Source organism: Rhodococcus sp. IEGM1428 (assembly GCF_050321865.1).
GTDB lineage: Bacteria > Actinomycetota > Actinomycetes > Mycobacteriales > Mycobacteriaceae > Rhodococcoides.
The window spans coordinates 1,269,711-1,292,224 of sequence record NZ_JBNQFW010000002.1 but is presented as its reverse complement, the minus strand read 5'-3'; the positions used below and the strand labels follow the sequence as shown (position 1 = coordinate 1,292,224).

Here is a 22,514-nt window from a genome sequence, read left to right as displayed (position 1 = left end):
GCGCTACCAAGGACAACTCCACCGCCCCGCAGCCTAGAATCGTGTCCCACATGTATCGAGACACCCGTGTCCCACATGCATCAAGACAGCACACGTAGCCTGCTACGAGTTTCCGCGCACATGCGGCGAAGCCGCTCTAGCCGGCACTCACGCTGCGGCCGGCGGACTTGAGGTCGTTGCACGCCTCGACGACACGGGCCGTCATACCGGCCTCGGCCTTCTTGAGGTAGCTGCGCGGGTCGTAGGCCTTCTTGTTGCCGACCTCGCCGTCGATCTTGAGCACACCGTCGTAGTTGGAGAAGAAGTGTCCGGCGATGGGACGGCTGAACGCGTACTGGGTGTCGGTGTCGACGTTCATCTTCACGACGCCGTACTCGAGAGCCTCTTCGATCTCGCTCTTCGCCGAGCCCGATCCGCCGTGGAAGACGAAATCGAACGGCTTGGAACCCGAAGCCAGACCGAGCTTCTCCGTTGCAACCTTCTGGCCGTCGGCGAGCACGGAAGGCTTGAGCTTGACGTTGCCCGGCTTGTACACGCCGTGCACGTTGCCGAAGGTGGCCGCCAGCAGGTACCGCGAGCCCGCATCGCCTGCACCGAGTGCCTCGACGGTCTTGAGGAAGTCTTCGTTCGAGGTGTAGAGCTTGTCGTTGATCTCGGCCTCGACGCCGTCTTCCTCGCCGCCCACGACACCGATCTCGACCTCGAGAATGATGTTCGCTGCTGCAGCGCGGGCGAGCAGATCCTTGGCGATCTCGAGGTTCTCGTCGATCGGGATGGCCGAGCCGTCCCACATGTGCGACTGGAACAGCGGGTTCTTGCCTGCGTCGACGCGTTCCTGCGAGATCGCGATCAGCGGACGCACGTACGTATCCAGCTTGTCCTTGGGGCAGTGGTCGGTGTGCAGAGCGATGGTGACGTCGTACTTGGCGGCGATCACGTGCGCGAACTCGGCGAGCGCCACGGCACCGACGACCATGTCCTTGATGCCGAGTCCGGAGCCGAACTCGGCACCACCGGTCGAGAACTGGATGATGCCGTCGCTACCAGCGTCGGCGAAGCCCTTGATAGCGGCATTGATGGACTCGGAACCCACACAGTTGATTGCCGGAAAAGCGAACTTGTGTTCCTTCGCCCGGCCCAGCATCTCGGCGTAGACCTCGGGAGTTGCGATAGGCACGGCGTCATTCCTCCATTGAAAGTTCGATTGTGTCCCGTGCAGTATGGCAACTACCGGGCTCGGTGTCGTGCATACCCGCATCACCCCGGTCATTCCGCAGGCTTCACTCCCGCACCCCTCTGGTCATTACGCAGGCTCCACTCCCGCTCACCGACTGTTCAGGAGTTACCAGTTTCGGCCGGTAGTGTGGGCGCGGTGAGTCTTCTAGCTGCCTCGGAATCGGTGACGACCAATCTGGCCCTGTTGCCCGGATTCCTCGACCCGGTGAACCTGCTCAACTCTTTCGGACACTGGGTGCTCATCGGGCTCCTGCTGGTGGTGTTCATCGAGTCGGGTCTGCTGTTCCCGCTGCTACCCGGCGATTCCTTGCTCTTCACGGCCGGATTGATCGCAGCGTCGAAGTCCACCGAAATCGAGCCGTTCGCATCGATCTGGACGCTCGTGATCCTCATTCCGATCGCGGCGATTCTCGGCGACCAGGTCGGCTTCCTCATCGGAACCAAGGGCGGTGCCGCTCTCTTCAAGAGCAACGACGCTCGATTCTTCAAGAAGAAATACATCGACGAGTCGCACCTGTTCTTCGAGAAGCACGGTCCGATCACCATCATCCTCGCGCGCTTCGTTCCGATCGTGCGGACGTTCGCGCCGGTCGTCGCCGGTGCGTCGCACATGAAGTACTCGCTGTTCCTCACCTACAACGTCGTCGGCGGCATCCTCTGGGGCGCGGGCGTGACGGTGTTGGGGTACCTGCTCGGGCAGATCGCGTTCATTCGCGAGCACGTCGACATCATCTTCCTGATCATCGTGGCCGTCTCCGTACTGCCCATCGTGATCGAGGTCGGCAAGCGAATGATCAAGGCCCGTAAGACTCCGCTCGGCGAGGCAACCGACGCGATCGAAGCCGACGCCCCGGACACCAAGTCCTGATAGTGATCTTCCGAAAGTGATCGAGCCTGTGCATTCGATTACCACCGCCTTGAGCGCAACGGCGCTGCAGGACGTGTCCACGCAAGCAGCCGGTAGCTTCGGCCCACTGCAGACGGCGGGCCCCCTCGTCGTCTGGGTCGTCGTGATGACTTTCGTGTTCATCGAATGCGCCGTCATCATCGGCCTGTTCCTCCCCGGGGACTCGATGCTGATCACAGCAGGAATCGTGATGGCGACGCACGCGTCGGGCACCGGTCACATCTGGGCACTGTCGGTCGGTGCGATGGTCGCAGCCATCGCCGGTAATCAGGTGGGGTACATGATCGGCCACCGAACCGGCTCGACACTGGTGGCCCGCAAGAACGGCAAATACCTCAACACCAAGAACCTGCACAAGGTGAATCTGCTGCTCGAGAAGCACGGATTCTGGGCGGTGCTCGTCGCGCGATGGATCCCCTGGGTGCGCACACTGTGCCCGCTCGTCGCAGGCGCGGCAAAGATGGATCACCGCCGCTACACCATCGCCAGCACCCTCGGCGCGATCATCTGGGCACCGGTGCTGTTGCTGATCGGTTTCTACTTCGGGTCGTTCCTGGAGAAGATCCCGTGGCTGCTGCCCGCGGTTCTCATCAGCATGATCGTGCTGCTCGTGGTCGGAACCGGCTTGGGAATCTGGCAATACCGCAAGGAAATGGCACGGCCCGAGGAGACCATCGAGGTCGAAGAGGTCGTCGAGTAGCGACGGGCCACCGCACCTGAGTGTTCGGCATCGACGTTCGGGCGCGGTTTTCCGCCGATCGACTGCGATCGTGAACACTCAGGTCCGTTATATCGAAACCTGCAGGAGTGGAGCCTGCGGAATGACCTAGAACCCTGCAGCCGAGTGGAGCCTGCGGAATGACCTAGTACCCTGCAGCCGAGACTCGGTAGGCGGCTTCCATCAGCATCCAGCCGCCGAGTTGGACCGACAGATCTCGCTCGGGCACGTCGGACGGTCGCACCGTGCCCTCTGCGAAGGTGGCGATGTGCAGTCCCTGGCCCGGAAATCGTGCTTCGCGGGTCCAGTCGGCTCCGAACAGCGGGTTGTCTTCCACTTCGAGTCGGTTTTCCCACGCGGCCTCGGCCGAGTGCAGCACGATTGCCGCGGCGAGTTCGCGGGCACGATCGTCGGCGTCGGAGTCTCCGGGCAGCTCCACCGCGACCACGGCCAGGTAACGCGCCAGGATGGAGTTGAACAGTCCGCCGTCTCCCCCGCCGCCGCCGGTGATGACGAGGTTGCGGGTCAGGTGGTTCTCGACGGCGTCGACCAGTGTGTGGACTCGCTTCGCATGCCTGGGCTCGCCGAGTCGAACCGCGAGTTCGGTCTCGAGGCCGAGCGTGACTCCCTGGCAGTAGCTGTAGATCGCACGTTCCAGCTCGGGCTGTTGACCCGCGTCGACGATCGCGCGAGTGGAGTGCACTCCGTCGATGATCAAGCCGGTTCCCTGGTCCCGCAGAGTCCTGTTCATCCAGTCCGACATCTCCTGGGCACGCCACAGTCGACCGGTGCGCGCGAGCATGATCGCGGCCGGACCGTTGGCCGGGGCGTTGTAGAAGTCGTCCTTCTTGCGCCACGGAATGCCGCCACCCTCGGCCGGAGCCCAGGCGTCGAACAGCTCCATCTCGATCTGCTGGATGCCACCGCGATTGCCGACGAAGTGCTGACGCTGCGCGCGTTCGAGTGCCAGCCCGAGCCAGGCCATGTCGTCGTAGTAGTTGTTGGTCCATCCGCTGATATTGCGGGTGCGATGCGCTCGGGTGATCTTGTTCAGTCTGCGACGGCGCTTGGGAGTGAGTTCACGATCGGCGGCATCGACTGCGCAGTCGAGCAGATGGGCCTGCCACCAGTAGTGCCAACGCAGGAACAGCCGCTCACGGCGGACCGGAGGCCAGGCGACGACTCCGAGCGTCGTGCCCGGCAGCCCCCACAGCCGACGCATGTGCCGCGCGACGACGGCCCCCTCCGCAGCGTCCGCACGCTGCGACCACAACTCCTGCATACCGAAGATCCTGCCACTACCGTTGCTGATTCGTTACATCCCGCCCCGGATCAGCTCGCTGTCACCAGGCAGTGTCGAGGTCGGCATGCTGCCGAATCCATGCATGCATGGCGATCCCAGCGGCGACACCTGCATTGATGCTGCGTGTGGAGCCGAATTGGGCGATCGATACCGTCATCGACGACGACTCGCGGGCTCCGTCGGTGACGCCCGGTCCCTCTTGGCCGAACAGCAGCAGGCACTCTCGCGGGAGCTCGGCCGTCTCGATCGGTACCGATCCCGGGGTGTTGTCGACGGCGACGACAACCAGGCCCTGCTCGGCGGCGAACGCCATCAACGCCTCCACCGAATCGTGGTGATGGAGATGCTGGTAGCGGTCGGTGACCATGGCACCGCGGCGATTCCATCGACGTCGCCCGACGATGTGCACAGCCTGTGCGGCGAAGGCGTTCGCAGTGCGCACCACCGTGCCGATGTTCGCGTCGTTGGTGAAGTTCTCGATAGCGACGTGCAGCGAGTGGCGTCGAGTGTCGATGTCTTCGACGATGGCCTCGCGCCGCCAGTAGCGGTAGGCGTCGACGACGTTGCGGCGGTCACCACCGGCGAGAAGCTCTGGATCCAACCGCGGATCGTCGGGTGGCGGTTCGGAGTGGGAATCGGCCCAGGGACCGACGCCGTTGGGGTTGTCGCCCCACTCGGTGGGGCCGATCTCCTCCGACGGAGTTGCGCTGTCGCCGCTCAATAGACTTCGTTGCTGTCCGGTGCGATGCGGAATCCGTGGCCGGTTGCATCGTCGACGCACGAGATTCCGTTCTCGGCCGACGCACAGGTGAAGCCGGCCTCGGCGATGGTCGCGCCCACAGCCAACGGTGGATCGATCGTTTCCCCGCCCGAGGTGTACACCACTCCACCCGAGCACATGAATGCCGCGGGACCCTCGTTGGTGACTCGAATCCCGTTGCCCCAGTTGATCATACAATCGTCAGGCCGTGGCGGAACCGGGTTGGTGGTGCCCTGACACCCGGCCTCGGTACGGCTGGACAACGGCACGATGCCGCACTGGAACAGACCGTCGGGAGAACTGAAGTAGTACGCACCACCGATGGCGGCGTACGTCGTCTGCGGTTCTGCGGTGGGCGGCGGTTCGACCGGCGGCGGAGGAGGAGGAAGCGGCACCTCGGTTGTCGTCACCGGAGCGACGGTGGTGGTGGGCGCGGTCGTCGTCGGGGCAGGCGATGTGGTCGACGTCGGCGGTGGGGGCTGAGCGGCCGACTCACTGCTGCAACCGGAGAGAACGAGTGCCGTGGCCGCCCCGATCCCGACCAACCAACCTCGCACCGAACGAATTTTCCCGGCCTTGCTCGAACCCAACTTGCTCGAACCACACGTGCTCAGCATGAAAAAACCCCGACCCACCTTTCGACACCGATTGCTCGAAAGACCGACGATACCGGCGTGCCGCCGGCATCGTTCGGCGAGAAGTCCTAGGTGTGGCTCAGGCGCCGGTTGACCTCACGAGTGAGCCATGCGGGCGAGAAGCGTGACCCGAGCGAAAGCGCCTTGGACGGCAAACCGACCGGGAAATGCACCTTGTGCAACCGCCGCTTCACCGGACGGGTCGCGGCGAAGATCGCGTCGGACACGTCTTTCACGGTGAGCTTGATACCCAACGAGCTCGTGGTGCCCGTCGAGACACCCTGGGTCATCGCCGTCTGAACGAACAGCGGCCACATGGCCTTGACCGAGATGTCGTACTTGCTCCACTCGAGATCCAACGCCTCGGTGATTCCGCGCACCGCGAACTTGGACGCGCCGTAGGTCACCAACTCGGGCTGACCGTAGATGGCCGACGCGGAGCACAGGTTGACGACCTGCGCGCCCGGGGTGTCCTTGAGGTAGGGAAAGGCCGCGAGGGTGCCGTAGATGACCCCGTTGACGTTGATGTCGATCTGACGACGGTGCACCGACAGCGGCATGTCCTCGAAAGCACCCGCGGCAAGGATTCCGGCGTTGTTGATCAGAATGTCGAGTCGACCGTCGCCCTCGCCGACGAACTCCTTCAACCGGGTTTCCCACTGGTCGGAGTTGGTTACATCCAAGACGCCGGTAACTACACGGCCGCTGAGCGAGGCAGCTTCCTTGCCGAGTGATGCCAAGCCGGTCTCGTCGATGTCGTATGCACCGACGAGGTAGCCACCGGCCGCGAACTTGAGAGCAGTTGCGCGGCCGATACCTGCTGCCGCGCCTGAGATGAAGACAGTTGGTCGAGTCACATCGAACACCGTACATGTAACCCTACTTACCGGTAACCCCCTATCGTCGAATATCGAAGCACCGCTGCAGGCGGCCCAGGAGTGTCGAAGTGAACAACACGAGAATCGTGCGTGCCGTCGTCGTCGTGACGGTCGTGTACGCGGTCGTGCTGGCGATCTGGATCGGCTGGCTGAACCCTCGAACGCCGCCCGGAACGCTTCCGTATCAGCTCGCTGCCCTGGTCGCCGGATTCGGCGCGGCTCTCGGACTGGCGATGATGATCGCCGGCCGCCCGACGCGTGAGCAGAAGGAACTGATCGAGCACGGCGTCGAAGGCTGGGCGACGGTGGATGCCATCCGCCGGATCGATCACGACACAGCCGAGCTGGACCTGGAATTCACCGTGCCGGGCTCGAGCAGCTACTTCGGCAAGATCGTCTACGACATCCCTGAATACGACACCGCCCGGTTCGAGCCGGGGACGGTGATCGCGGTGCGCGTCGACCCGGCCCATCGTGAACGAGTGCTGCTACTGCCCCGACCGCAGAGCCTCGACGAGTAGCACCTGCGCCGCTACGTACGTCGACAGGATGATCGCCTCCGCCGTCCTGCGTTGACGTTCCTCGGACAGAAACAGTCGCCGGAACACGATCAGCGCATCGGAGGCGGTGAACAGCGCGCCGCCGATCATCAGCCGTCGATCGCCGCCGCGCGCTGGGGAAACGGCAGAAAGTGTCGACGTGGTCGCCAGCACCGCTCCGTACGCCGACAGGGTCGACGCCACCGCCGGCTGGCGTCGGGCCAGCAGAGCCGCCACGGCCGCCCATCCGGCGTACCTCGGAATCGCGTCGATCGGTGTCGGTCGTGCACCTCGGCGAAGAAGCAGACACGCATAACTTCCCTGCATCACCGCGAATGCACGCGCGCCCCATTCCAGAGCGGAATCGTCGTCGGGATCGATCAACAGAACATCACCTGCCGTCGCCGCGGCGAGACCGGCCAACAGCACTCGGTCGCGCGCCGGATCGAGCCCGGTCGCCAGCGCAGGCACGATCAGCGGCTTGGCGATGCGTTGCAACGGTGTCGAGCCGGTCCAGGCTCCGACCACCGTCACGGCCCCGGCAACCAGAGCAGCACCGCGGGCACGACGCACCCGGTCGACAGTCATTCCACTCCTTCCACCGAACCCATCACAACCGACATCACATGTGACGCTGACCCCTCCTGCTTGATACTCGCAGGTCGGCTCGTCATCGTGGAAAGGTCGGTCGGAATCATTTCGAAGTAGTGGGGACCATCATGCGCCGTAAACTCACCGGGCAGGCCCGCTCGGCACACACCGACTTCTCCGGCTACCCCAACCCGTTGCTCCGCGACTGCGACATCCGTCAGGCCCGCATCAAACACTGGGTCACCGCGTTGTTGATCGTCATGATTCCGTTGTCGCTTTGGCTCGGGCTGAGCGCCCACGCCGATCAGCAACAACGCCTCGAGAATCAGAGCAGCTCGATTCACCAGGTCACCGCAACCACGACGGCAACCGCCGAGACGACGTCCGTTGCCTCGACCGAGTTCGGCTCGTCCGGGGCCGCAGCTGCCACTGCCGTCGACTCGCGCTGGGTCTACCGGGGCGTCGAGCACACCGGGCGCGTGAGCGTCGACACCGGTTCTCCGGCCGGCACCACCACCGACATCTGGGTCGACAACAGCGGCAACCTGAGCTTGCGACCACTGACGTCGGCGGATGTCGTCGCCGCATCCATCTTCAACGCAGTCGGTAGCTGGGTGCTGGCCGCGGTGGTTCTCATCGGCTTCTACCACGTGATGTGCTTCCGGTACGACGGTCGACGCAATGCCGAGTGGGATCGCGACATCGCCGATCTCCTGAGCCGACACTGACTCGCCCCCTGGCTCCCCCCGTTATCCCCGGGGGTCGGCCCCGCGTTGCGATAGATAGTTAGTGTATGTAACAATAAATCGGTGAGCCACTCCGACGAAGACATCCGGGACCTCCTCTCGCAGCTGGTCACCAGTTCGTCACGCTTCGTCCGATTGGCCGCCCGGTTCGGCAGCGACGAATGGCCGCGAGCATGGATGCGGGCCCTGTCGTTGCTCGAGGAGTATCAGCCACTGCGCATCAGCACCTTTGCCGAGCTGGATCGATGCTCCCAACCATCGGCGACGGCGTTGCTCGCCAAGCTGAGCAACGCCGACCTCGTCACCAGACGATCCGACCCCGACGACTCGCGCGCCGTGCTCGTCGAGATGACCGAGGCCGGCCACCGTTGGCTGGCCGACGGTCGACGTCACCTCGTCGACGGACTGGTCCCGTACCTGTCCGACCTCGACCCAGAACAGATCCAGAAACTGACCGACGGCTTGGGCGAGCTTCGCAGCATCCTCGAGCCCGTCGATCACGGAATGAGAGGAACTCTTTCGTGACCACCAGCACCTCCCCCGACAGTCTGCTGAAGCAGCCGCGCGCGGTATGGGCAGTCGCATTCGCCAGCGTCATCGCCTTCATGGGCATCGGCCTCGTCGATCCCATTCTCAAGCCCATCGGTGAGCAACTCGATGCCTCGCCGTCCCAGGTGTCACTGCTGTTCACCAGCTACATGCTCGTCACCGGCGTCGCGATGCTGATCACCGGAGTGGTGTCCAGCCGCTTCGGCCCGAAGCGCACATTGCTGGTCGGCCTGGCGATCATCGTCGTCTTCGCCGCGCTGGCCGGCACGTCCGGATCGGTCGGCGAGATCATCGGCTTCCGCGCCGGCTGGGGACTGGGCAACGCACTCTTCATCGCCACGGCGCTGTCGACCATCGTCGGTGCCGCGTCGGGCGGAGTCGCGCGCGCGATCATCCTCTACGAGGCCGCGCTGGGTATCGGCATCGCGACCGGTCCCCTCGTCGGCGGTGTCCTGGGTGGATTCAGCTGGCGTGGACCGTTCTTCGGCGTCGCCGCCCTGATGGCCGTCGCGTTCATCCTGCTCATCGTCATGCTCCCGGACACCCCCAAGCCCGCGCACACCACGTCGATCCTCGATCCGTTTCGTGCGCTTCGGCACCGCGGATTGTTGACCGTCGGGATCACTGCTCTGCTCTACAACTACGGCTTCTTCACCTTGCTGGCGTACACGCCGTTCCCGCTCGACATGGGCACCTACTCGATCGGATTCATCTTCTTCGGCTGGGGCCTGTGCCTGGCCGTGGCGTCGGTGTTCATCGCACCGAAGCTGCAGCGGGCCTTCGGAACGCTGAACATGATGATGCTCGCGCTACTGCTGTTCGCCGTCGACCTGGCCGTCATGGCGATGTTCACCGAAAACAAGACGGTCCTGATCGTGGGCACCGTCGTGGCCGGGTTGTCCCTCGGCGTCAACAACACCCTGATCACCGAGACGGTCATGATCTCGGCACCGGTCGAACGGTCGACGGCATCGGCTGCCTACAGCTTCGTTCGCTTCACCGGCGGAGCAGCGGCGCCGTACCTGGCAGGCAAGCTGGGCGAGTCCAACATGCACGTGCCGTTCTGGGTGGGTGCCGCGTGCACCGCGCTGGCGATCGTCGTCCTGGCCACCGGACGAAAGGTGCTCGCTCACGTCGACGACCACGAACCTGCACCTCACAGCATCGACGAAGCCCAGGCTGTGACGGTCGGCGACTGAATTACGTTCATCCGAAAGCCTTTTCGCGACGGTCGAGATCACGGATCTCGGCCGTCGCGTCGTATCTGCGGCCCCTTTCGTCACATGAGCCTCATCCGTAACACTTTCATAACCAAACCACTGGTAAAGCTCTTTTCTGTTTGCTGGACCGGACGGTTGGTTTACGGTTCCCCCATCACGGTTGTTCGTGTGACTCACCAACAACACTCGTTCCGCGTGGGAGGACGGGTGCGCGCAGCACGATGCTGCCACTGACCGAAGGGCCACAATCTCCATGTCGCAGAAGTCGATCGCCAGGTCCAAGAAGGCGCGCCTCGCCGCTGCCGGGGCCGCCATGGCACTGTCCCTCTCCATCGTTGCACCGGGAATTGCCAGTGCACAGGAGCCGACGACCCCGGAAAGCTCCGCCGTCGAGCAGCCGGCCACCGAGGGCGGCACCGAATCCGGGGCCCCCGCCGCCGGAGAAGGCGCAGGCGTGGACGGATCGGCCACAGCCTCCGTCGACGGGCAGCTCCAAGCCCCCGCCCCCGCTGTCACCCCCGAGGATGCAGCCGCGGCAGCCGCAGCCGCAGCCGCCGTTCCGGCCCCCGAGGCCCCGTCGGCGATCCGTCCACTGCCGCAGGTGACCGGCGGCGTCGTCTTCAACGACGACGGAACCGCGACCGTGAACCTCGACATCATTCCGCAGCTGTCCGACGCCGAGAAGCAGGCGATCACCGACGCCGAAGCTGCCAGCAAGGAAGCCGCAGCCGCTTCGGCTGCTGCCCAGGTGCGTCTCGAAACGGCCAAGGCCGCCGAGGCCAGCGCGAGCACCGACGCCACCAAGGCCGAGGTCCAAGCAGCCGAAGCCGACGTCAAGGCAAAAGCAGCAGCCGCAGAGGCCAAGGCTGCCGCCGTCGCCAGCAAGGCCGCGAGTGCAAACGTCACCGCAGCCAAGAACACCGCAGCTGAATTGAAGACCGAGGCCGACGAGACCAAGGCTGCAGCCGATCAGGCCGCAGCCGACGCCGCAGCAGCAGAGAAGATCGCCGCCGACCTCGAGGCAGCAGCGGTCTCGGGAGACCCCGAAGCCACCGCCGCCGCCGAGGCCGCCCGCGCCAACGCAAACGCAAAGGCCGAACTGGCTGCCACCGCCAAGGCCGACGCCGACGCGTCGAACAAGGCAGTGGAAGACTCGGTCGCGGCGCTGCAGGAGTCGTTCAAGAACTTCAATCTCGCCAAGGTCGTTGCTGCCACCCGCGCCGCAGCGGCCACCGCCGCGAAATCGCTCGCTCTGCACGTCGAGGCTCAGACCGCGGCAGCCGTAGCCGCAATCGCCGAGCAGAACGCCAAGAACCTCGAAGCAGCAGCAGAGGCTGCCGCCGGTGAGGAAACCGAGTCGGAGAAGGCAGCGTCCGACGCCCGTGACACGGCAGACGCAGCCAAGGCCGATGCCGACGCCAAGGCCGCCGCTGCAACAGCAGCACAGGCAGCACTCGACGAAGCGCCGACCGATGCCGACATCGCTGCGTTGCAGGCCACGGCCGACGCAGCCGCCCAGGCCGTCGTGGATGCCGACGCCGCAGCTGCGGCCGCCGACGCAGATCTTGTGGCCAAAACCGATGCAGCCGCTGCCGCAAAGACCAAGGCCACGGAAGCCGCAGCGACCCTGAAAACGGCTCAGGATGCTGCAACGGCAGCAAAGACCGAGGCCGACGCCAAGGCGAAGGTCGAGGCCGACCTCAAGGCCGAGGCAGCCGAATTGGCCGCCAGCGGACCGAAGTTCAGCTGGACCATCAACCTCGGCAACACCGTCCGCGAGGATGTTCCGGTCACCGAGGTCGACGAGAACACCGTCGTCGTCGACAAGACCGGCGTCTCGCTGGTCGGCGTCAAGAACGAGGACGGATCGTTCACCGTCGCGGATTACTTCACCACCGACGAGAACGGTGTCGTCAGCGTGGCCGGCGATCTGCCGCCGGTCGATCTCGCACTCGGCGACTCCTCGAACGAGGCGTCGGGCGGATCGGACAGCTCGTCCAACACCCCGGTGATTCTCGCCGGAGTGGGCGTGGTCGTAGTAGCGGCAGCGGGTGGAGCGTTCTACCTGCGTCGCCGCAACTCTTCCGATGCCACCTCGTAGTACCCGCTGGCTGTGGACGGCGATCCTGACCTTCGTTCTACTCGTATCAGGTTGTGCGAGTGACGAAGTCGGGATCGCCGCACCCGATCGCTCGCCGGTGCAGTCACAGATTTCGGTGGCTGCGCCTGCGGGCGACGTCGCTCCTGCCCAGCCCGAGTACATCGAGCTCCGATCTTCGGACGGCACCACCTATCTGAGCAGCCCCATCCATCCCGATCCGCTCTATCGCGGCGGCGAGAGCGGCCAGGTGCTGAACCCAGTGGACGAACTACCGGCCTGGTGGGCCGAGAGCGGCATGCCGGGTACCTCGACCGAACAGACGGTAGTTGTTGCCGGACACAACTATTCGAAGCGGGACGCCCCGTTCAAGGCGTTGCGGGTGGTTGCTCCAGGCGACACCGTTGTGCTGCGAACCGCGAGCGGCACTCTGGAGTACGCCGTCGAATCGGTCGGCCCCCTACCCAAGGGATCCCTGTTGGCCGACAACGAACTCAGACGTTCGGTACCGGGACGATTGATCCTGGCCAACTGCGACGTCCAGGGCGGCGAACCGACCGACGACAATTTTGTGGTCGTCGCGCAATTGGTTCGCTAGCAAGCCGATTCGGGCCGGGGTTACAGGCCGAGGTCCGCCAAGCCGAGCAGGGATCGATATTCGAGCCCCTCTGCAGCAATGACCTCGTCCGCCCCGGTCGCCCGGTCCACCACCGTGGCCACCCCGACGACCGTCGCGCCCGCGTCCCGCAGAGCTTTGACGGCAGTGAGCGGAGAATTTCCGGTCGTCGTCGTATCTTCCACCACCAGAACACGTTTGCCGACGATGTCCGGTCCCTCGATCTGACGCTGCATGCCGTGCGCCTTCGCAGCCTTGCGCACCACGAACGCGTCGATCGGACGCCCCTGGGCATGCATGATCGACATCGCCACCGGATCTGCGCCCATGGTCAGCCCGCCGACCGACACGAAATCCCAATCGGAGACCAAGTCACGCATCAGCGAGCCGATCAACGCGCCCGCCCGATGGTGCAGCGTCGCCCGACGCAGATCCACGTAGTAATCGGCTTCCTTGCCGGAGGACAACGTGACCTTCCCGTGCACGACGGCAAGGTCTTTCACCAAATCGGCCAGTTCCTGCCGGTCCGAATTCGCGGCACTGTCGGCCATGTCGGGGTTCCTCTCGTCGCACCACGGATCTTCGAAGGTCGCTACGAACTTACCCACAACAATGCGCGTCGTCCCTGGCGGCTCGCCACTCCGGTCGCTCCGCCCCTACGCAGCGACCTGGGCCGACAACTGCTCGTCGAGGACGTCCCTCGTCTCCACGAACGGTTCGGGCGCCGTCAGAGAACGAGACTTGGCAACGATGGACGACGGGAAGGTGCCGATCGCCTGCGACAGTCGGTAGGCGGTGTCGTTGTACACCCGCACCGCCCCCGCAATTCGACGTTCGGTCACGGCCAGCTCCCCGGCCGGTCCTTGAAACGCCCAGTTGCCCAACACGTTACGACCCGCATCCGCCTCGGCGAGAACGGCATGAAAGGCGGCGGACAACGCATTCTCGGCAGCCGCCTGTGCCGCCGGTCCCAGGTCGCGATCACGCACGGCCCTGGACCACGAGCGAGCACCGCCGAGCTGGCGCACCGCATCGGCGGACAACCCGGAAGCGTCTGCGGCCTCGATGAACGGCACCAACTGCTGGTGCCGCCGCTCGAGCTCTACGTCGACCAGCCGCAGACTCTGCTCGGTCTGCTCGCTGTACCGACCCAGCCGACGCACCGTGCTCGCGACGTAACCGACCAGCAACAGGACTACGACAACCACGATGGCCACAACCACAAAAACCGTCACGAGGTACGAATTTAGCTGCGTCCGAGCTCCCGAGCCCGTAAACACGCCCGAAAGAAATCAGGGCTGATTGCGCCGACGCTCGGAATCGAACGGAATCGGACGCGACGCAGGCGGACGCGGTACCGGGCGCGACGGACTCGCCGAACGTACGGCCTGCGGACCAGCCGCGTCGGGCCTGGGTGGACGAGGCCTGCGACCCGGTTCCTGAGGACGCGGCTCATGGTCGCGGGGTTCCTGAGGACGGGGCTCCTGAGGACGGGGCTCCTGCGGGCGAGGTTCCTGAGGACGGGATGCCTGGGGACCCGCTACCTGTGGACGAGCCACCTGGGGAGGTCGAACGCGTGGCTCGGATCTGGAGGGCTCGGCAACTCGCGGCTCCGGCTGGGCCTGCCGGGGCTGTGGGCCGCGCGCCTGCTGGGGGCGAGCTTCCTTGACCAACGGCCGGCCCGGATCGCCTCGATCACGGCCGGGCTCGCCTGCGCGTGCGCCGTAGACCGCGCTACCGCGCACGGGGGGAAGCACGTGCAGCATGCCGGACAGTCGTGCGACTGCGTCGATGGCCGCGTCCCAATCACGGCCCGAGCTGCCCAGCGGCAGCGATCCGAGCGTCCAGTCCTTCTCGCTCCACAGCAACTGAAGATTTTCGGGAACGGATTCGGTGAAAGCAGCCATTCGCTGGTCGCACACCCGGCGAGCGATATCGACATCGGTGGCGAACACCACACGCGGGCCGATGGACCCGAGAAGTTCCATGTCCTCGTCGCGCGGCGGTGGCGTCGAGCGAGGCCGCAGGTCTATGTCGACGTCGGAGCCGACCGAGCGCTGCACGGCCACGATGGTGCCCGTTTCCTCGACGTCGAATAGAACGAACTCCTCACCCCGTCGAACACCGGTCACCACGCCGAGAGCTACGTCGAATTCGGGCTTGGACAGGGCCGCACGGGAGAACCGGGTGACCAGTTCTTCATCGTGCGATCGATACTCGTATCCCTGCGCCTTGGCCCACATCTGCCGCAGCCGCCCGGATTGATCTCGCTTGGACCTGTCGATGTAGAGCAGGGCCACTGCACCTACCAGTGCAATCGCCGCCAGGCCGAACCACATTGCCGTCATCGCGAACCACCTTAATCGACATCCACGCCGTCACCGCCCACCACCGCCGGGTCCTGTGAACGATCCCTACGACAATGCGGTTGCTAACCGCCGAGATTCGGGGTCTCGATGATGACGTTCGCGCGAATGGTCCCGTCCTCCACCGACTCGCCCTGCACCACGACGAAAGCGCCGACCTTCAGCGACGCCAAAGTGGTGCCGGACAACGAGATTATCTGCGTCTGCGGCGTGGTCTGCACCGTGACCGGCGCACCATCGAGGCCGTCGATGGTCAGACTCGAACCGTCGTTGGCGCTGATCGTTCCCACCGACGAGCCGAGTTGCCCGAGAATCTCGGGAATACCGCCCGGGATGAGTTCGGGCGTGGTCGTCGCACCCGATTCCGTGGGACGCGGCGTGGTCGTGGGCGTACTCGACGGCGAGGGCCGAATGGACGTCGACGGCGCAGCAGCCGTGGTGTTCGAGTCGTCCGATCCACCGCTCAGATAGGAAATACCGAAAACTACGACGATCGCGAGGACGACGAGACCGATCAGGGCCAGAACCCACGGACGAGGACCCTTGCCACCCGAATCGGCGGCGGCGGGTTCCTCGGCGGGTGGCCCTCCGAACTGCTGGGGTTGGCCGTACTGCTGGGGTTGGCCGAACTGCTGGGTCTCGTAACCCGGCGGTTGGCCGTACTGCTGAGTCTGGCCGTACTGCGGTTGGCCGTACTGCTGAGTCTGGCCGTACTGCGGTTGGCCGTACTGCTGAGTCTGGCCGTAGGCCTGATTTGCTGCTGCCTGTTGATCGGGGTCGTACGGCGGCAGCGCCTGCGTGGGCTGATACCCCGGCGGATACGCCTGTGGGTCTTGGTCCTGCTGGGCCGGGTTCTGCTGGGTCGGGTCCTGATACCCCGGGTCCTGATACGCCGAGTTCTGGTACCCCGGACTTCCGTACGCCTGAGTCGGATACGCCTCGGTGGGATGAGCCTCGGTGGGATGAGCGTCGTCGGGTCGGTTGCGCTCTGCCGCATCCTGGTCGCGCTCCCGCGGTGACCGTGGGTCGTCCGGATTCGTCATTCCACGAGGGTACCTACCCGGCAGAACGCAGGTGGCGACACAGAACGGGCCCGCACGAGCAGTGCTCGTGCGGGCCCGTCTCGCAGACCTGCTAGCCCAGGATGAGGCGTTCGCCGTCCGGGCTTGCATTGACCGACACCACGTCGCCGTCGTGGACGTCCCCGGCGAGCAGCAGCTTCGCCAGTTGATCGCCGATGGCCTGCTGGATCAGTCGCCGCAGCGGCCGAGCGCCGTAGAGCGGGTCGTAGCCTCTGGCCGCGAGCCACATCTTCGCAGGCGAAGACACCTCGAGCGTCAGACGACGAGCGGCAAGACGCTTGGTGAGGAAGCCGAGCTGGATGTCGACGATCGACTCGAGCTGGTCCTCGGACAAGGCGTCGAACACCACGACGTCGTCGAGTCGGTTGACGAACTCGGGCTTGAACGAGCGTCGCACCGCGTCCATGACCTGCTCCTTGGTACCGCCGGCACCGAGGTTGGAGGTGAGGATCAGGATCGTGTTGCGGAAGTCGACGGTCCGGCCCTGGCCGTCGGTGAGGCGGCCTTCGTCCAATACGGCGAGCAGGATGTCGAACACATCGGGGTGCGCTTTTTCGACCTCGTCGAAGAGCACCACGGTGTACGGACGCCTGCGCACGGCCTCGGTCAGCTGTCCGCCGGCCTCGTAGCCCACGTACCCCGGAGGCGCACCGACCAGGCGGGCGACGGCATGCTTCTCGCTGTACTCGCTCATGTCGATCCGCACCATCGCGCGTTCGTCGTCGAAGAGGAACTCCGCCAACGCTTTCGCGAGCTCGGTCTTACCCACGCCGGTGGGACCGAGGAACAGGAACGATCCCGTCGGACGGTTGGGGTCGGCCACACCTGCGCGCGCTCGACGGACGGCATCGGACACCGCCTGCACCGCATCCTTCTGTCCGACGACTCGCTTGCCGAGTTCGTCCTCCATGCGGAGCAGTTTGGCGGTCTCGCCTTCGAGCATCCGGCCTGCCGGGATTCCGGTCCAGGCCGCCACCACGTCGGCGACGTCGTCTGGCCCCACCTCCTCCTTGAGCATCACGTCACCCTGCGCGGGCGACGCCTCGGTCTTGACGGCGAGTTCCTTCTCGAGCGTCGGGATGCGTCCGTACCGAAGCTCTGCTGCCTTGCCCAGATCGCCGTCGCGTTCGGCGCGGTCGGATTCGCCACGCAGATTCTCGAGCTCTTCCTTGAGCACTCGCACCGAGTCGATGGCGTTCCTCTCGTTCTGCCAACGGGTGCTGAGCCCGGCCAGTTTCTCCTGCAGGTCGGCGAGTTCCTGACGCAGCTTGTCCAGGCGAGCCTTCGACGCGTCGTCGGTCTCCTTGGCCAGCGCCATCTCCTCGATCTCGAGGCGACGCACGGCGCGTTCGACCTCGTCGATCTCGACGGGGCGCGAGTCGATCTCCATGCGCAGCCGCGATGCAGCCTCGTCGACGAGGTCGATCGCCTTGTCGGGCAGGAACCTGGCCGTGATGTACCGGTCACTCAGGGTTGCCGCAGCGACCAGGGCAGAGTCCGTGATCCGGACACCGTGGTGCACCTCGTAGCGCTCCTTGAGCCCGCGCAGGATGCCGACGGTGTCCTCGACCGAGGGCTCACCGACGTAGACCTGCTGGAAGCGACGTTCGAGGGCAGCGTCCTTCTCGATGTACTTGCGGTACTCCTCGAGGGTCGTCGCACCGACGAGCCGCAGTTCGCCGCGGGCGAGCATCGGCTTGATCATGTTGCCCGCGTCCATGGCGGATTCGCCGGTCGCGCCGGCCCCGACGATGGTGTGCAGTTCGTCGATGAACGTGATGACCTGACCTGCGGAGTTCTTGATGTCGTCGAGCACGGCCTTGAGCCGCTCCTCGAACTCACCGCGGAATTTCGCGCCCGCAACCATCGAACCGAGGTCGAGCGAGACCACGGTCTTGCCGCGCAGGCTTTCGGGTACGTCGCCGGCGATGACGCGCTGCGCGAGTCCTTCGACGATGGCCGTCTTGCCGACGCCGGGTTCGCCGATGAGCACCGGGTTGTTCTTGGTGCGGCGCGAGAGAACCTGCACGACGCGCCTGATCTCGGTGTCGCGGCCGATGACGGGATCGAGCTTGCCTTCTCGGGCCAGCGCGGTCAGGTCGGTGCTGTACTTCTCCAGCGCCTGATAGGTGTTCTCCGGATCAGCACTGGTGACCCGAGCGCTGCCCCGTACGGCCTGGAAGGCGTCGCGCAGCTCGTTGGCTCCGGCACCATGGCCGGAGAGGAGCTTGGCGACGTCGTCGTTTCCGGTCGCGAGACCCACCATGAGGTGTTCGGTGGAGACGAACTCGTCGTCGAGTTCGGTGGCCAGGTGCTGCGCTGCGGTGATCGCGGCGAGGGTTTCACGGCCGAGTTGCGGAGTGGTGGTCGAGCCGGATGCCGAGGGCAGGCGGTCGACGAGGTTCTGCGCTTCTCGACGCACCGTTGCAGGGTCGACGCCGACGGCCTTCAGCAGTGGAGTGGCGATGCCGTCGGTCTGATCGAGCAACGCCACCAACAAATGTGCCGGACGGATATCCGGGTTGCCGGCCGCGGATGCGGCCTGCAGAGCAGCAGAGAGCGCTGCCTGCGACTTCGTGGTGGGAGTGAAACTGTCCACCGGTCACCTTCTTTCTCGGATCGGTTCTTGCGTGTCGCTGGGTACAACCATAGACAAGTTGAGTCTGTTCCGCTCAACCTTGAATTTCTCGAGCGCCCTCTCGCGCGAAAGTCTCGATCGGTCTACTTTGGTGACGGTCGACAGTGGCTGTGTCATCGGCGGCGAACTCGGTGGCGAATCGGTGGGGTGGAGGTTGATCGATGCTCGACGCACGAACGATCTCCCTGGTCCGCACCGGTTTCAAAGCCGTCGTCGCGTCGCCGGACGGCCCTGCCCGGCTCTCCAGGTCCTTCTACGCACACCTCTTCGCCGAGTACCCGGACTTCCGATCCCTTTTCCCCGCCTCGATGGACTCGCTTCGCGAACACTTCGTACTGGCGCTCGGCTACGTCTTCGAGCATCTCGACAACACCGACCGCGTCGAGCCGTTCCTCGAGCAACTCGGCCGAGATCACCGGAAGCACGGCATCTCGGGCGCGCACTTCCGCGCGGGTAGCTCGGCTCTGATCAGCGCGTTCCGCACGTTCGCCGGCACCGAGATGTGGACCGACGAGGTCGAAACAGCCTGGCACGACGCCCTCACCGTGGTCAGCAACGCGATGGCCGCCGCCGCAGACAACGACGAACTGCCGCCGTACTGGAGTGCCACCGTCGTCGAACACCAACGGCTCCTCGACGACCTCGCGGTGGTGCGATTGAAGACCGACGGCGAGATCCCGTACTTTCCCGGGCAGTACGTCAGTGTGCAGATCCCGCAGCGACCCAAGTTGTGGCGATACCTGTCCCCTGCCATTCCGAGCAACCCGTATGGCGAGATCGAGTTCCATGTTCGACGCGTATCCGGCGGCTGGGTGTCTCCCGCCATGGTCACCGAGACCCGGGTCGGTGATCGCTGGTCCATCAGTCCACCACTGGGCGGGATGCACGTCGATCGCGCGATCCACGAGGACGTGTTGATGATCGCGGGAGGCACCGGCCTGGCTCCGTTGCGTGCTCAGGTCATGGAGATGGCTCAACGCAGCAACAATCCGCGGGTGCATCTGTTCGTCAGCGGTACGTATCCGTGCGATCTCTACGATCTGGACACCCTGTGGCAGTTGTCGCTGTCCAATCCATGGCTGACGGTGGTTCCGGTAACCGAGGAGCTGGAAGATCCGTGGTGGTACTCCGGCCCGGCGCGCGAGCTGCCGTGGGGAATGCACCATCGACTGCACGGTGCGGTGGGCAAGGTCGTCACCCGATTCGGCTCGTGGGCCGATCGCCAGATTCAGATCTGCGGGTCGCCGTCGATGGTGCGCACCACGCTGTACGCATTACGCAAGGTCGGTACCCCGATGGAGCATGTTCAGCACGATCCGTTCTGATTGTGCCGCAACGCTTTTCAGCTGGACAACGATTTCGGCGGCACGTCCTCGACAACCCCGCCGACCACCAGACGTGGAGTCCAGGCCTCGGTGACGAGTCGGCCGTCTCCGGTGATGATGGCATCGGGATCGGGATCGATGAGGATGGGGTATCCGGTATCCGGGGTAACTCCGACGTTCTGCACCAGCAGACCGTTCTCGATGGTGTAGTGCACGTGCACCGGCTGCAGATCACCGTCGAAAGCCCACGGACGGCCGATGAAGATCACGGCGATGCCGACCTCGTCCAGTACCGACACCGAGCCATCGTGCTCGAGCCGCAGACTCCACAACGGCGGCATCGACGTCGTGAACTCGAATCTGTGCGGTGCCTGCGGGGCGAGAAGATGGATCATCAGCAGCGCGCCGTCGTGCGGATCTCGCTGCGGCACAATGACTTCGTACGATCCGCACTCGTAGAACCTGGATCCGAACGGCCCGGGAATGCCCGTGCCGAGATCGCCCGCAATGGCAAGTTCGAGCCGAATGCAGCCGGAGCCGTTCTCGGCTCGAAGGGTGATTCCCTCGGAAGGATGCGGCGTGGGCGACTCGTCCCGCGGAGCGTAGGACAGAACCGCGCGCAGCAGTGGTTCGACCACCTCCGCGTCACCGTCGCGTGAATCGAACGTTCGTCGTCGACGATCGGCCATCTCCACCCCCCTTCGCCTGGCAATCCAGTGTGCCACCGAGGTGACGATCGTGCGACGAATTCTGCTCGAAAACCATCTGTTCGATCGAGACGGTCCACTATCGAAGCCCGCCGGGGCTACCGATGTGCCCGCAAGGTCAGGAAACCGATCAGTACTATTTTCGGCTAAGTTTCTGCAGGTCAGCCATGGTCCAGCTGAACCATGGCACCGGCTACTATCAACCGGTTCGGTCCGCGGCGGATCGATCTGCCCGGTGGGCAGCGGCCGTGTCAGGAAGGCAAACACATCCCCGATGTCCGCTGATTTCGCCGCGCGTCTGAACCATCTGTTCTCCACGATCCACCCTGCGGGACGCAAGCCACACACCAACGCGGAGGTGGCCGACGCTCTCGCCCTGCGCGGGCACCAGATCTCCAAGCCGTACATCTCGCAACTGCGATCGGGCCAACGCGCCAACCCGTCCGCCGACACCGTGACGGCACTGGCTGCCTTCTTCAAGGTCAAGCCCGATTACTTCTTCGACAACATCTACGCAGCCAAGGTCGATCACGACCTCGAATTGCTGGGCCGACTTCAGGGATACGGCCTACGTCGCCTGTCTGCCCGCGCGTTCGACCTGTCCGAGGAATCTCAGAATCTACTCAGCTCGATGGCCGAGAAACTGCGCGTGAGCGAGGGACTGCCGGCGGTGCCGCCGGACAGCACCCGTTAGGACGCACGCGCATTCAGGCACCCGCCTTGGCGGCAATCCTCGCCTGCACTTCGGGACGCCGCAGCGGCGGCACCGTGGGAGGTGGCTGACGCCGGTCCGGCAGTGCATCGAGGAGCCGATGCGTCGTTGCTGTCACCTCGGCGACGGCCAGCTCGAAGGCGTCGCGCGTGGCGTCGGACGTCTTCTGTACGCCACTGATCTTGCGGACGTACTGTCGCGCGGCAGCTTCGACTTCCTCGTCGGTTGCGTGTGGTTCCAACCCTCGAAGGGTGGTGATGTTTCGGCACATGTGTCGACGATAGCCCCGCAGCTCACACCTCGAGAAGACCCGACAGCGCGCGAAGGCACAGCTCACGAACCTGCTCGCGATCGAGAGTTCTGCGCTCCACCCAATCCAGGCACACTGCTCGCACGAACGCGATCCAGCCGCGCAACGCTGTTCGCACCATCTCGTCGTCGGCGAAGGCCGGGGGCAGCGCGGCGAGGATCCGCTCCTGCTGAACAGCGAACTCTCGCGTGAGGATGTCGTTGATCCGATGGTCGCCGAGCAGCGCGCCCCGGTTGACGGCACGGAGGCCGTGCGCGTGTTCGTCGGAGTAGGCGATGTAGGCGTCGAGACCGGCTGCGACCTGCTCGAGGACAGGCAGCGAGGTGTCCGGCGCGGTGACGTCGAGGTTGCGCTCGGATTCGGTGCGCACGATCTCGACGAAGAACTCCCGCTTGGACGGGAAGTAGTGGTACATCAACCCACGCGAAACTCCCGCGAGATCGGCGACCTCCTCGATCCACACATCCTCGTACGGCCGCTCGGCGAACAATGCGGACCCGATCTCGAGCAATTGCGCGCGACGCTGCGCCGGCGTCATGCGCTTACGGGGTGTGGTCATGGGCTTCGAATCTTACTTG

Annotated in this window: 24 protein-coding genes; 10 read left to right on the top strand and 14 right to left on the bottom strand. The window is 64.9% G+C overall.

Going from position 1 to position 22,514, the window contains the following annotated elements; translation table 11 throughout:
• Nucleotides 1-136 precede the first annotated feature (136 nt).
• On the bottom strand, nucleotides 137-1,177 hold the full coding sequence (gene fbaA, locus ACQR3T_RS14775; RefSeq protein WP_032380186.1) for a class II fructose-bisphosphate aldolase: 1,041 nt from the start codon (nucleotides 1,175-1,177) through the stop codon (nucleotides 137-139).
• Between the two features lie 186 nt (nucleotides 1,178-1,363).
• Here fbaA and ACQR3T_RS14770 point away from each other — a divergent pair, with 186 nt between their 5' ends.
• Together ACQR3T_RS14770 and ACQR3T_RS14765 are read left to right on the top strand one after the other, a co-directional pair.
• On the top strand, nucleotides 1,364-2,104 hold the full coding sequence (locus tag ACQR3T_RS14770) for a VTT domain-containing protein (RefSeq protein ID WP_371828239.1): 741 nt from the start codon (nucleotides 1,364-1,366) through the stop codon (nucleotides 2,102-2,104).
• A gap of 73 nt (nucleotides 2,105-2,177) precedes the next feature.
• A complete protein-coding gene (locus ACQR3T_RS14765) occupies nucleotides 2,178-2,843 on the top strand; it encodes a DedA family protein (protein ID WP_032380735.1) in 666 nt (221 codons plus the stop codon).
• A gap of 163 nt (nucleotides 2,844-3,006) precedes the next feature.
• On the opposite strand, the gene ACQR3T_RS14760 is transcribed toward ACQR3T_RS14765, so the two are convergent.
• From ACQR3T_RS14760 to ACQR3T_RS14745, 4 genes are all read right to left on the bottom strand, one after another.
• On the bottom strand, nucleotides 3,007-4,143 hold the full coding sequence (locus tag ACQR3T_RS14760; RefSeq protein WP_428693893.1) for a glycoside hydrolase family 76 protein: 1,137 nt from the start codon (nucleotides 4,141-4,143) through the stop codon (nucleotides 3,007-3,009).
• Nucleotides 4,144-4,204: 61 nt separating this feature from the next.
• On the bottom strand, nucleotides 4,205-4,885 hold the full coding sequence (locus ACQR3T_RS14755; RefSeq protein ID WP_428693892.1) for a TrmH family RNA methyltransferase: 681 nt from the start codon (nucleotides 4,883-4,885) through the stop codon (nucleotides 4,205-4,207).
• A complete protein-coding gene (locus ACQR3T_RS14750) occupies nucleotides 4,882-5,541 on the bottom strand; it encodes a DUF6636 domain-containing protein (RefSeq protein ID WP_428693891.1) in 660 nt (219 codons plus the stop codon). Before ACQR3T_RS14750 ends, ACQR3T_RS14755 begins: the two co-directional genes overlap by 4 nt.
• A gap of 86 nt (nucleotides 5,542-5,627) precedes the next feature.
• Nucleotides 5,628-6,416, bottom strand: coding sequence for an SDR family oxidoreductase (locus ACQR3T_RS14745; RefSeq protein WP_032380733.1), 789 nt, complete (start codon nucleotides 6,414-6,416; stop codon nucleotides 5,628-5,630).
• A gap of 89 nt (nucleotides 6,417-6,505) precedes the next feature.
• On the opposite strand from ACQR3T_RS14745, the gene ACQR3T_RS14740 reads away from it, so the two are divergent.
• Nucleotides 6,506-6,958 carry a hypothetical protein gene (locus ACQR3T_RS14740; RefSeq protein ID WP_428693890.1) on the top strand — a complete coding sequence of 151 codons (453 nt, stop codon included), beginning with the start codon at nucleotides 6,506-6,508 and terminating at the stop codon, nucleotides 6,956-6,958.
• Here the strand turns inward: ACQR3T_RS14740 and ACQR3T_RS14735 are convergent.
• Nucleotides 6,926-7,564 (bottom strand): lysoplasmalogenase family protein, encoded by a 639-nt coding sequence (locus ACQR3T_RS14735; protein WP_428693889.1) that lies wholly within the window; start codon nucleotides 7,562-7,564, stop codon nucleotides 6,926-6,928. The genes ACQR3T_RS14740 and ACQR3T_RS14735 overlap by 33 nt on opposite strands.
• 131 nt (nucleotides 7,565-7,695) lie before the next feature.
• Here ACQR3T_RS14735 and ACQR3T_RS14730 point away from each other — a divergent pair, with 131 nt between their 5' ends.
• The 5 genes from ACQR3T_RS14730 to ACQR3T_RS14710 all read left to right on the top strand — a co-directional run bounded on the left by ACQR3T_RS14730 (nucleotide 7,696) and on the right by ACQR3T_RS14710 (nucleotide 12,778).
• Nucleotides 7,696-8,295 (top strand): Rv1733c family protein, encoded by a 600-nt coding sequence (locus ACQR3T_RS14730; RefSeq protein ID WP_428693888.1) that lies wholly within the window; start codon nucleotides 7,696-7,698, stop codon nucleotides 8,293-8,295.
• A gap of 81 nt (nucleotides 8,296-8,376) precedes the next feature.
• Nucleotides 8,377-8,838 carry a MarR family winged helix-turn-helix transcriptional regulator gene (locus ACQR3T_RS14725; protein WP_052058227.1) on the top strand — a complete coding sequence of 154 codons (462 nt, stop codon included), beginning with the start codon at nucleotides 8,377-8,379 and terminating at the stop codon, nucleotides 8,836-8,838.
• On the top strand, nucleotides 8,835-10,061 hold the full coding sequence (locus ACQR3T_RS14720; RefSeq protein ID WP_428693887.1) for an MFS transporter: 1,227 nt from the start codon (nucleotides 8,835-8,837) through the stop codon (nucleotides 10,059-10,061). Before ACQR3T_RS14725 ends, ACQR3T_RS14720 begins: the two co-directional genes overlap by 4 nt.
• Nucleotides 10,062-10,335: 274 nt before the next feature.
• A complete protein-coding gene (locus tag ACQR3T_RS14715) occupies nucleotides 10,336-12,183 on the top strand; it encodes a hypothetical protein (protein WP_428693886.1) in 1,848 nt (615 codons plus the stop codon).
• 97 nt (nucleotides 12,184-12,280) lie between these two features.
• The gene (locus ACQR3T_RS14710; protein ID WP_428693885.1) at nucleotides 12,281-12,778 is read left to right on the top strand and encodes a class F sortase; all 498 of its coding nucleotides are present in this window, start codon (nucleotides 12,281-12,283) and stop codon (nucleotides 12,776-12,778) included.
• 20 nt (nucleotides 12,779-12,798) lie between these two features.
• Here the strand turns inward: ACQR3T_RS14710 and pyrE are convergent, their stop codons facing one another.
• From pyrE to clpB, 5 genes are all read right to left on the bottom strand, one after another.
• The gene (gene pyrE / locus ACQR3T_RS14705; protein WP_428693884.1) at nucleotides 12,799-13,347 is read right to left on the bottom strand and encodes an orotate phosphoribosyltransferase; all 549 of its coding nucleotides are present in this window, start codon (nucleotides 13,345-13,347) and stop codon (nucleotides 12,799-12,801) included.
• A 105-nt stretch (nucleotides 13,348-13,452) separates the two neighbouring features.
• Nucleotides 13,453-14,031: a LemA family protein gene (locus tag ACQR3T_RS14700; protein WP_032380177.1), complete on the bottom strand. Its 579-nt coding sequence runs from the start codon at nucleotides 14,029-14,031 to the stop codon at nucleotides 13,453-13,455.
• A gap of 57 nt (nucleotides 14,032-14,088) precedes the next feature.
• Nucleotides 14,089-15,144 carry a hypothetical protein gene (locus ACQR3T_RS14695; protein WP_428693883.1) on the bottom strand — a complete coding sequence of 352 codons (1,056 nt, stop codon included), beginning with the start codon at nucleotides 15,142-15,144 and terminating at the stop codon, nucleotides 14,089-14,091.
• Nucleotides 15,145-15,227: 83 nt separating this feature from the next.
• A complete protein-coding gene (locus ACQR3T_RS14690) occupies nucleotides 15,228-16,205 on the bottom strand; it encodes a DUF5666 domain-containing protein (RefSeq protein ID WP_428693882.1) in 978 nt (325 codons plus the stop codon).
• A 91-nt stretch (nucleotides 16,206-16,296) separates the two neighbouring features.
• Nucleotides 16,297-18,843, bottom strand: a complete 2,547-nt coding sequence (gene clpB / locus ACQR3T_RS14685) for an ATP-dependent chaperone ClpB (protein WP_428693881.1) — start codon at nucleotides 18,841-18,843, stop codon at nucleotides 16,297-16,299.
• Nucleotides 18,844-19,043: 200 nt separating this feature from the next.
• On the opposite strand from clpB, the gene ACQR3T_RS14680 reads away from it, so the two are divergent.
• A complete protein-coding gene (locus tag ACQR3T_RS14680; protein ID WP_428693880.1) occupies nucleotides 19,044-20,207 on the top strand; it encodes a globin domain-containing protein in 1,164 nt (387 codons plus the stop codon).
• 17 nt (nucleotides 20,208-20,224) lie between these two features.
• Here ACQR3T_RS14680 and ACQR3T_RS14675 read toward each other — a convergent pair whose 3' ends face one another.
• Nucleotides 20,225-20,896 (bottom strand): hypothetical protein, encoded by a 672-nt coding sequence (locus tag ACQR3T_RS14675; protein ID WP_155293423.1) that lies wholly within the window; start codon nucleotides 20,894-20,896, stop codon nucleotides 20,225-20,227.
• 292 nt (nucleotides 20,897-21,188) lie between these two features.
• On the opposite strand from ACQR3T_RS14675, the gene ACQR3T_RS14670 reads away from it, so the two are divergent.
• Nucleotides 21,189-21,608, top strand: a complete 420-nt coding sequence (locus ACQR3T_RS14670) for a helix-turn-helix domain-containing protein (RefSeq protein ID WP_032380730.1) — start codon at nucleotides 21,189-21,191, stop codon at nucleotides 21,606-21,608.
• 13 nt (nucleotides 21,609-21,621) lie between these two features.
• Here ACQR3T_RS14670 and ACQR3T_RS14665 read toward each other — a convergent pair whose 3' ends face one another.
• Entirely contained in the window at nucleotides 21,622-21,897 is a 276-nt protein-coding gene (locus tag ACQR3T_RS14665; RefSeq protein WP_032380171.1) for a DUF2277 domain-containing protein, read from the bottom strand.
• A 22-nt stretch (nucleotides 21,898-21,919) separates the two neighbouring features.
• Nucleotides 21,920-22,495, bottom strand: a complete 576-nt coding sequence (locus ACQR3T_RS14660; protein ID WP_032401518.1) for a TetR/AcrR family transcriptional regulator — start codon at nucleotides 22,493-22,495, stop codon at nucleotides 21,920-21,922.
• Nucleotides 22,496-22,514 lie beyond the last annotated feature (19 nt).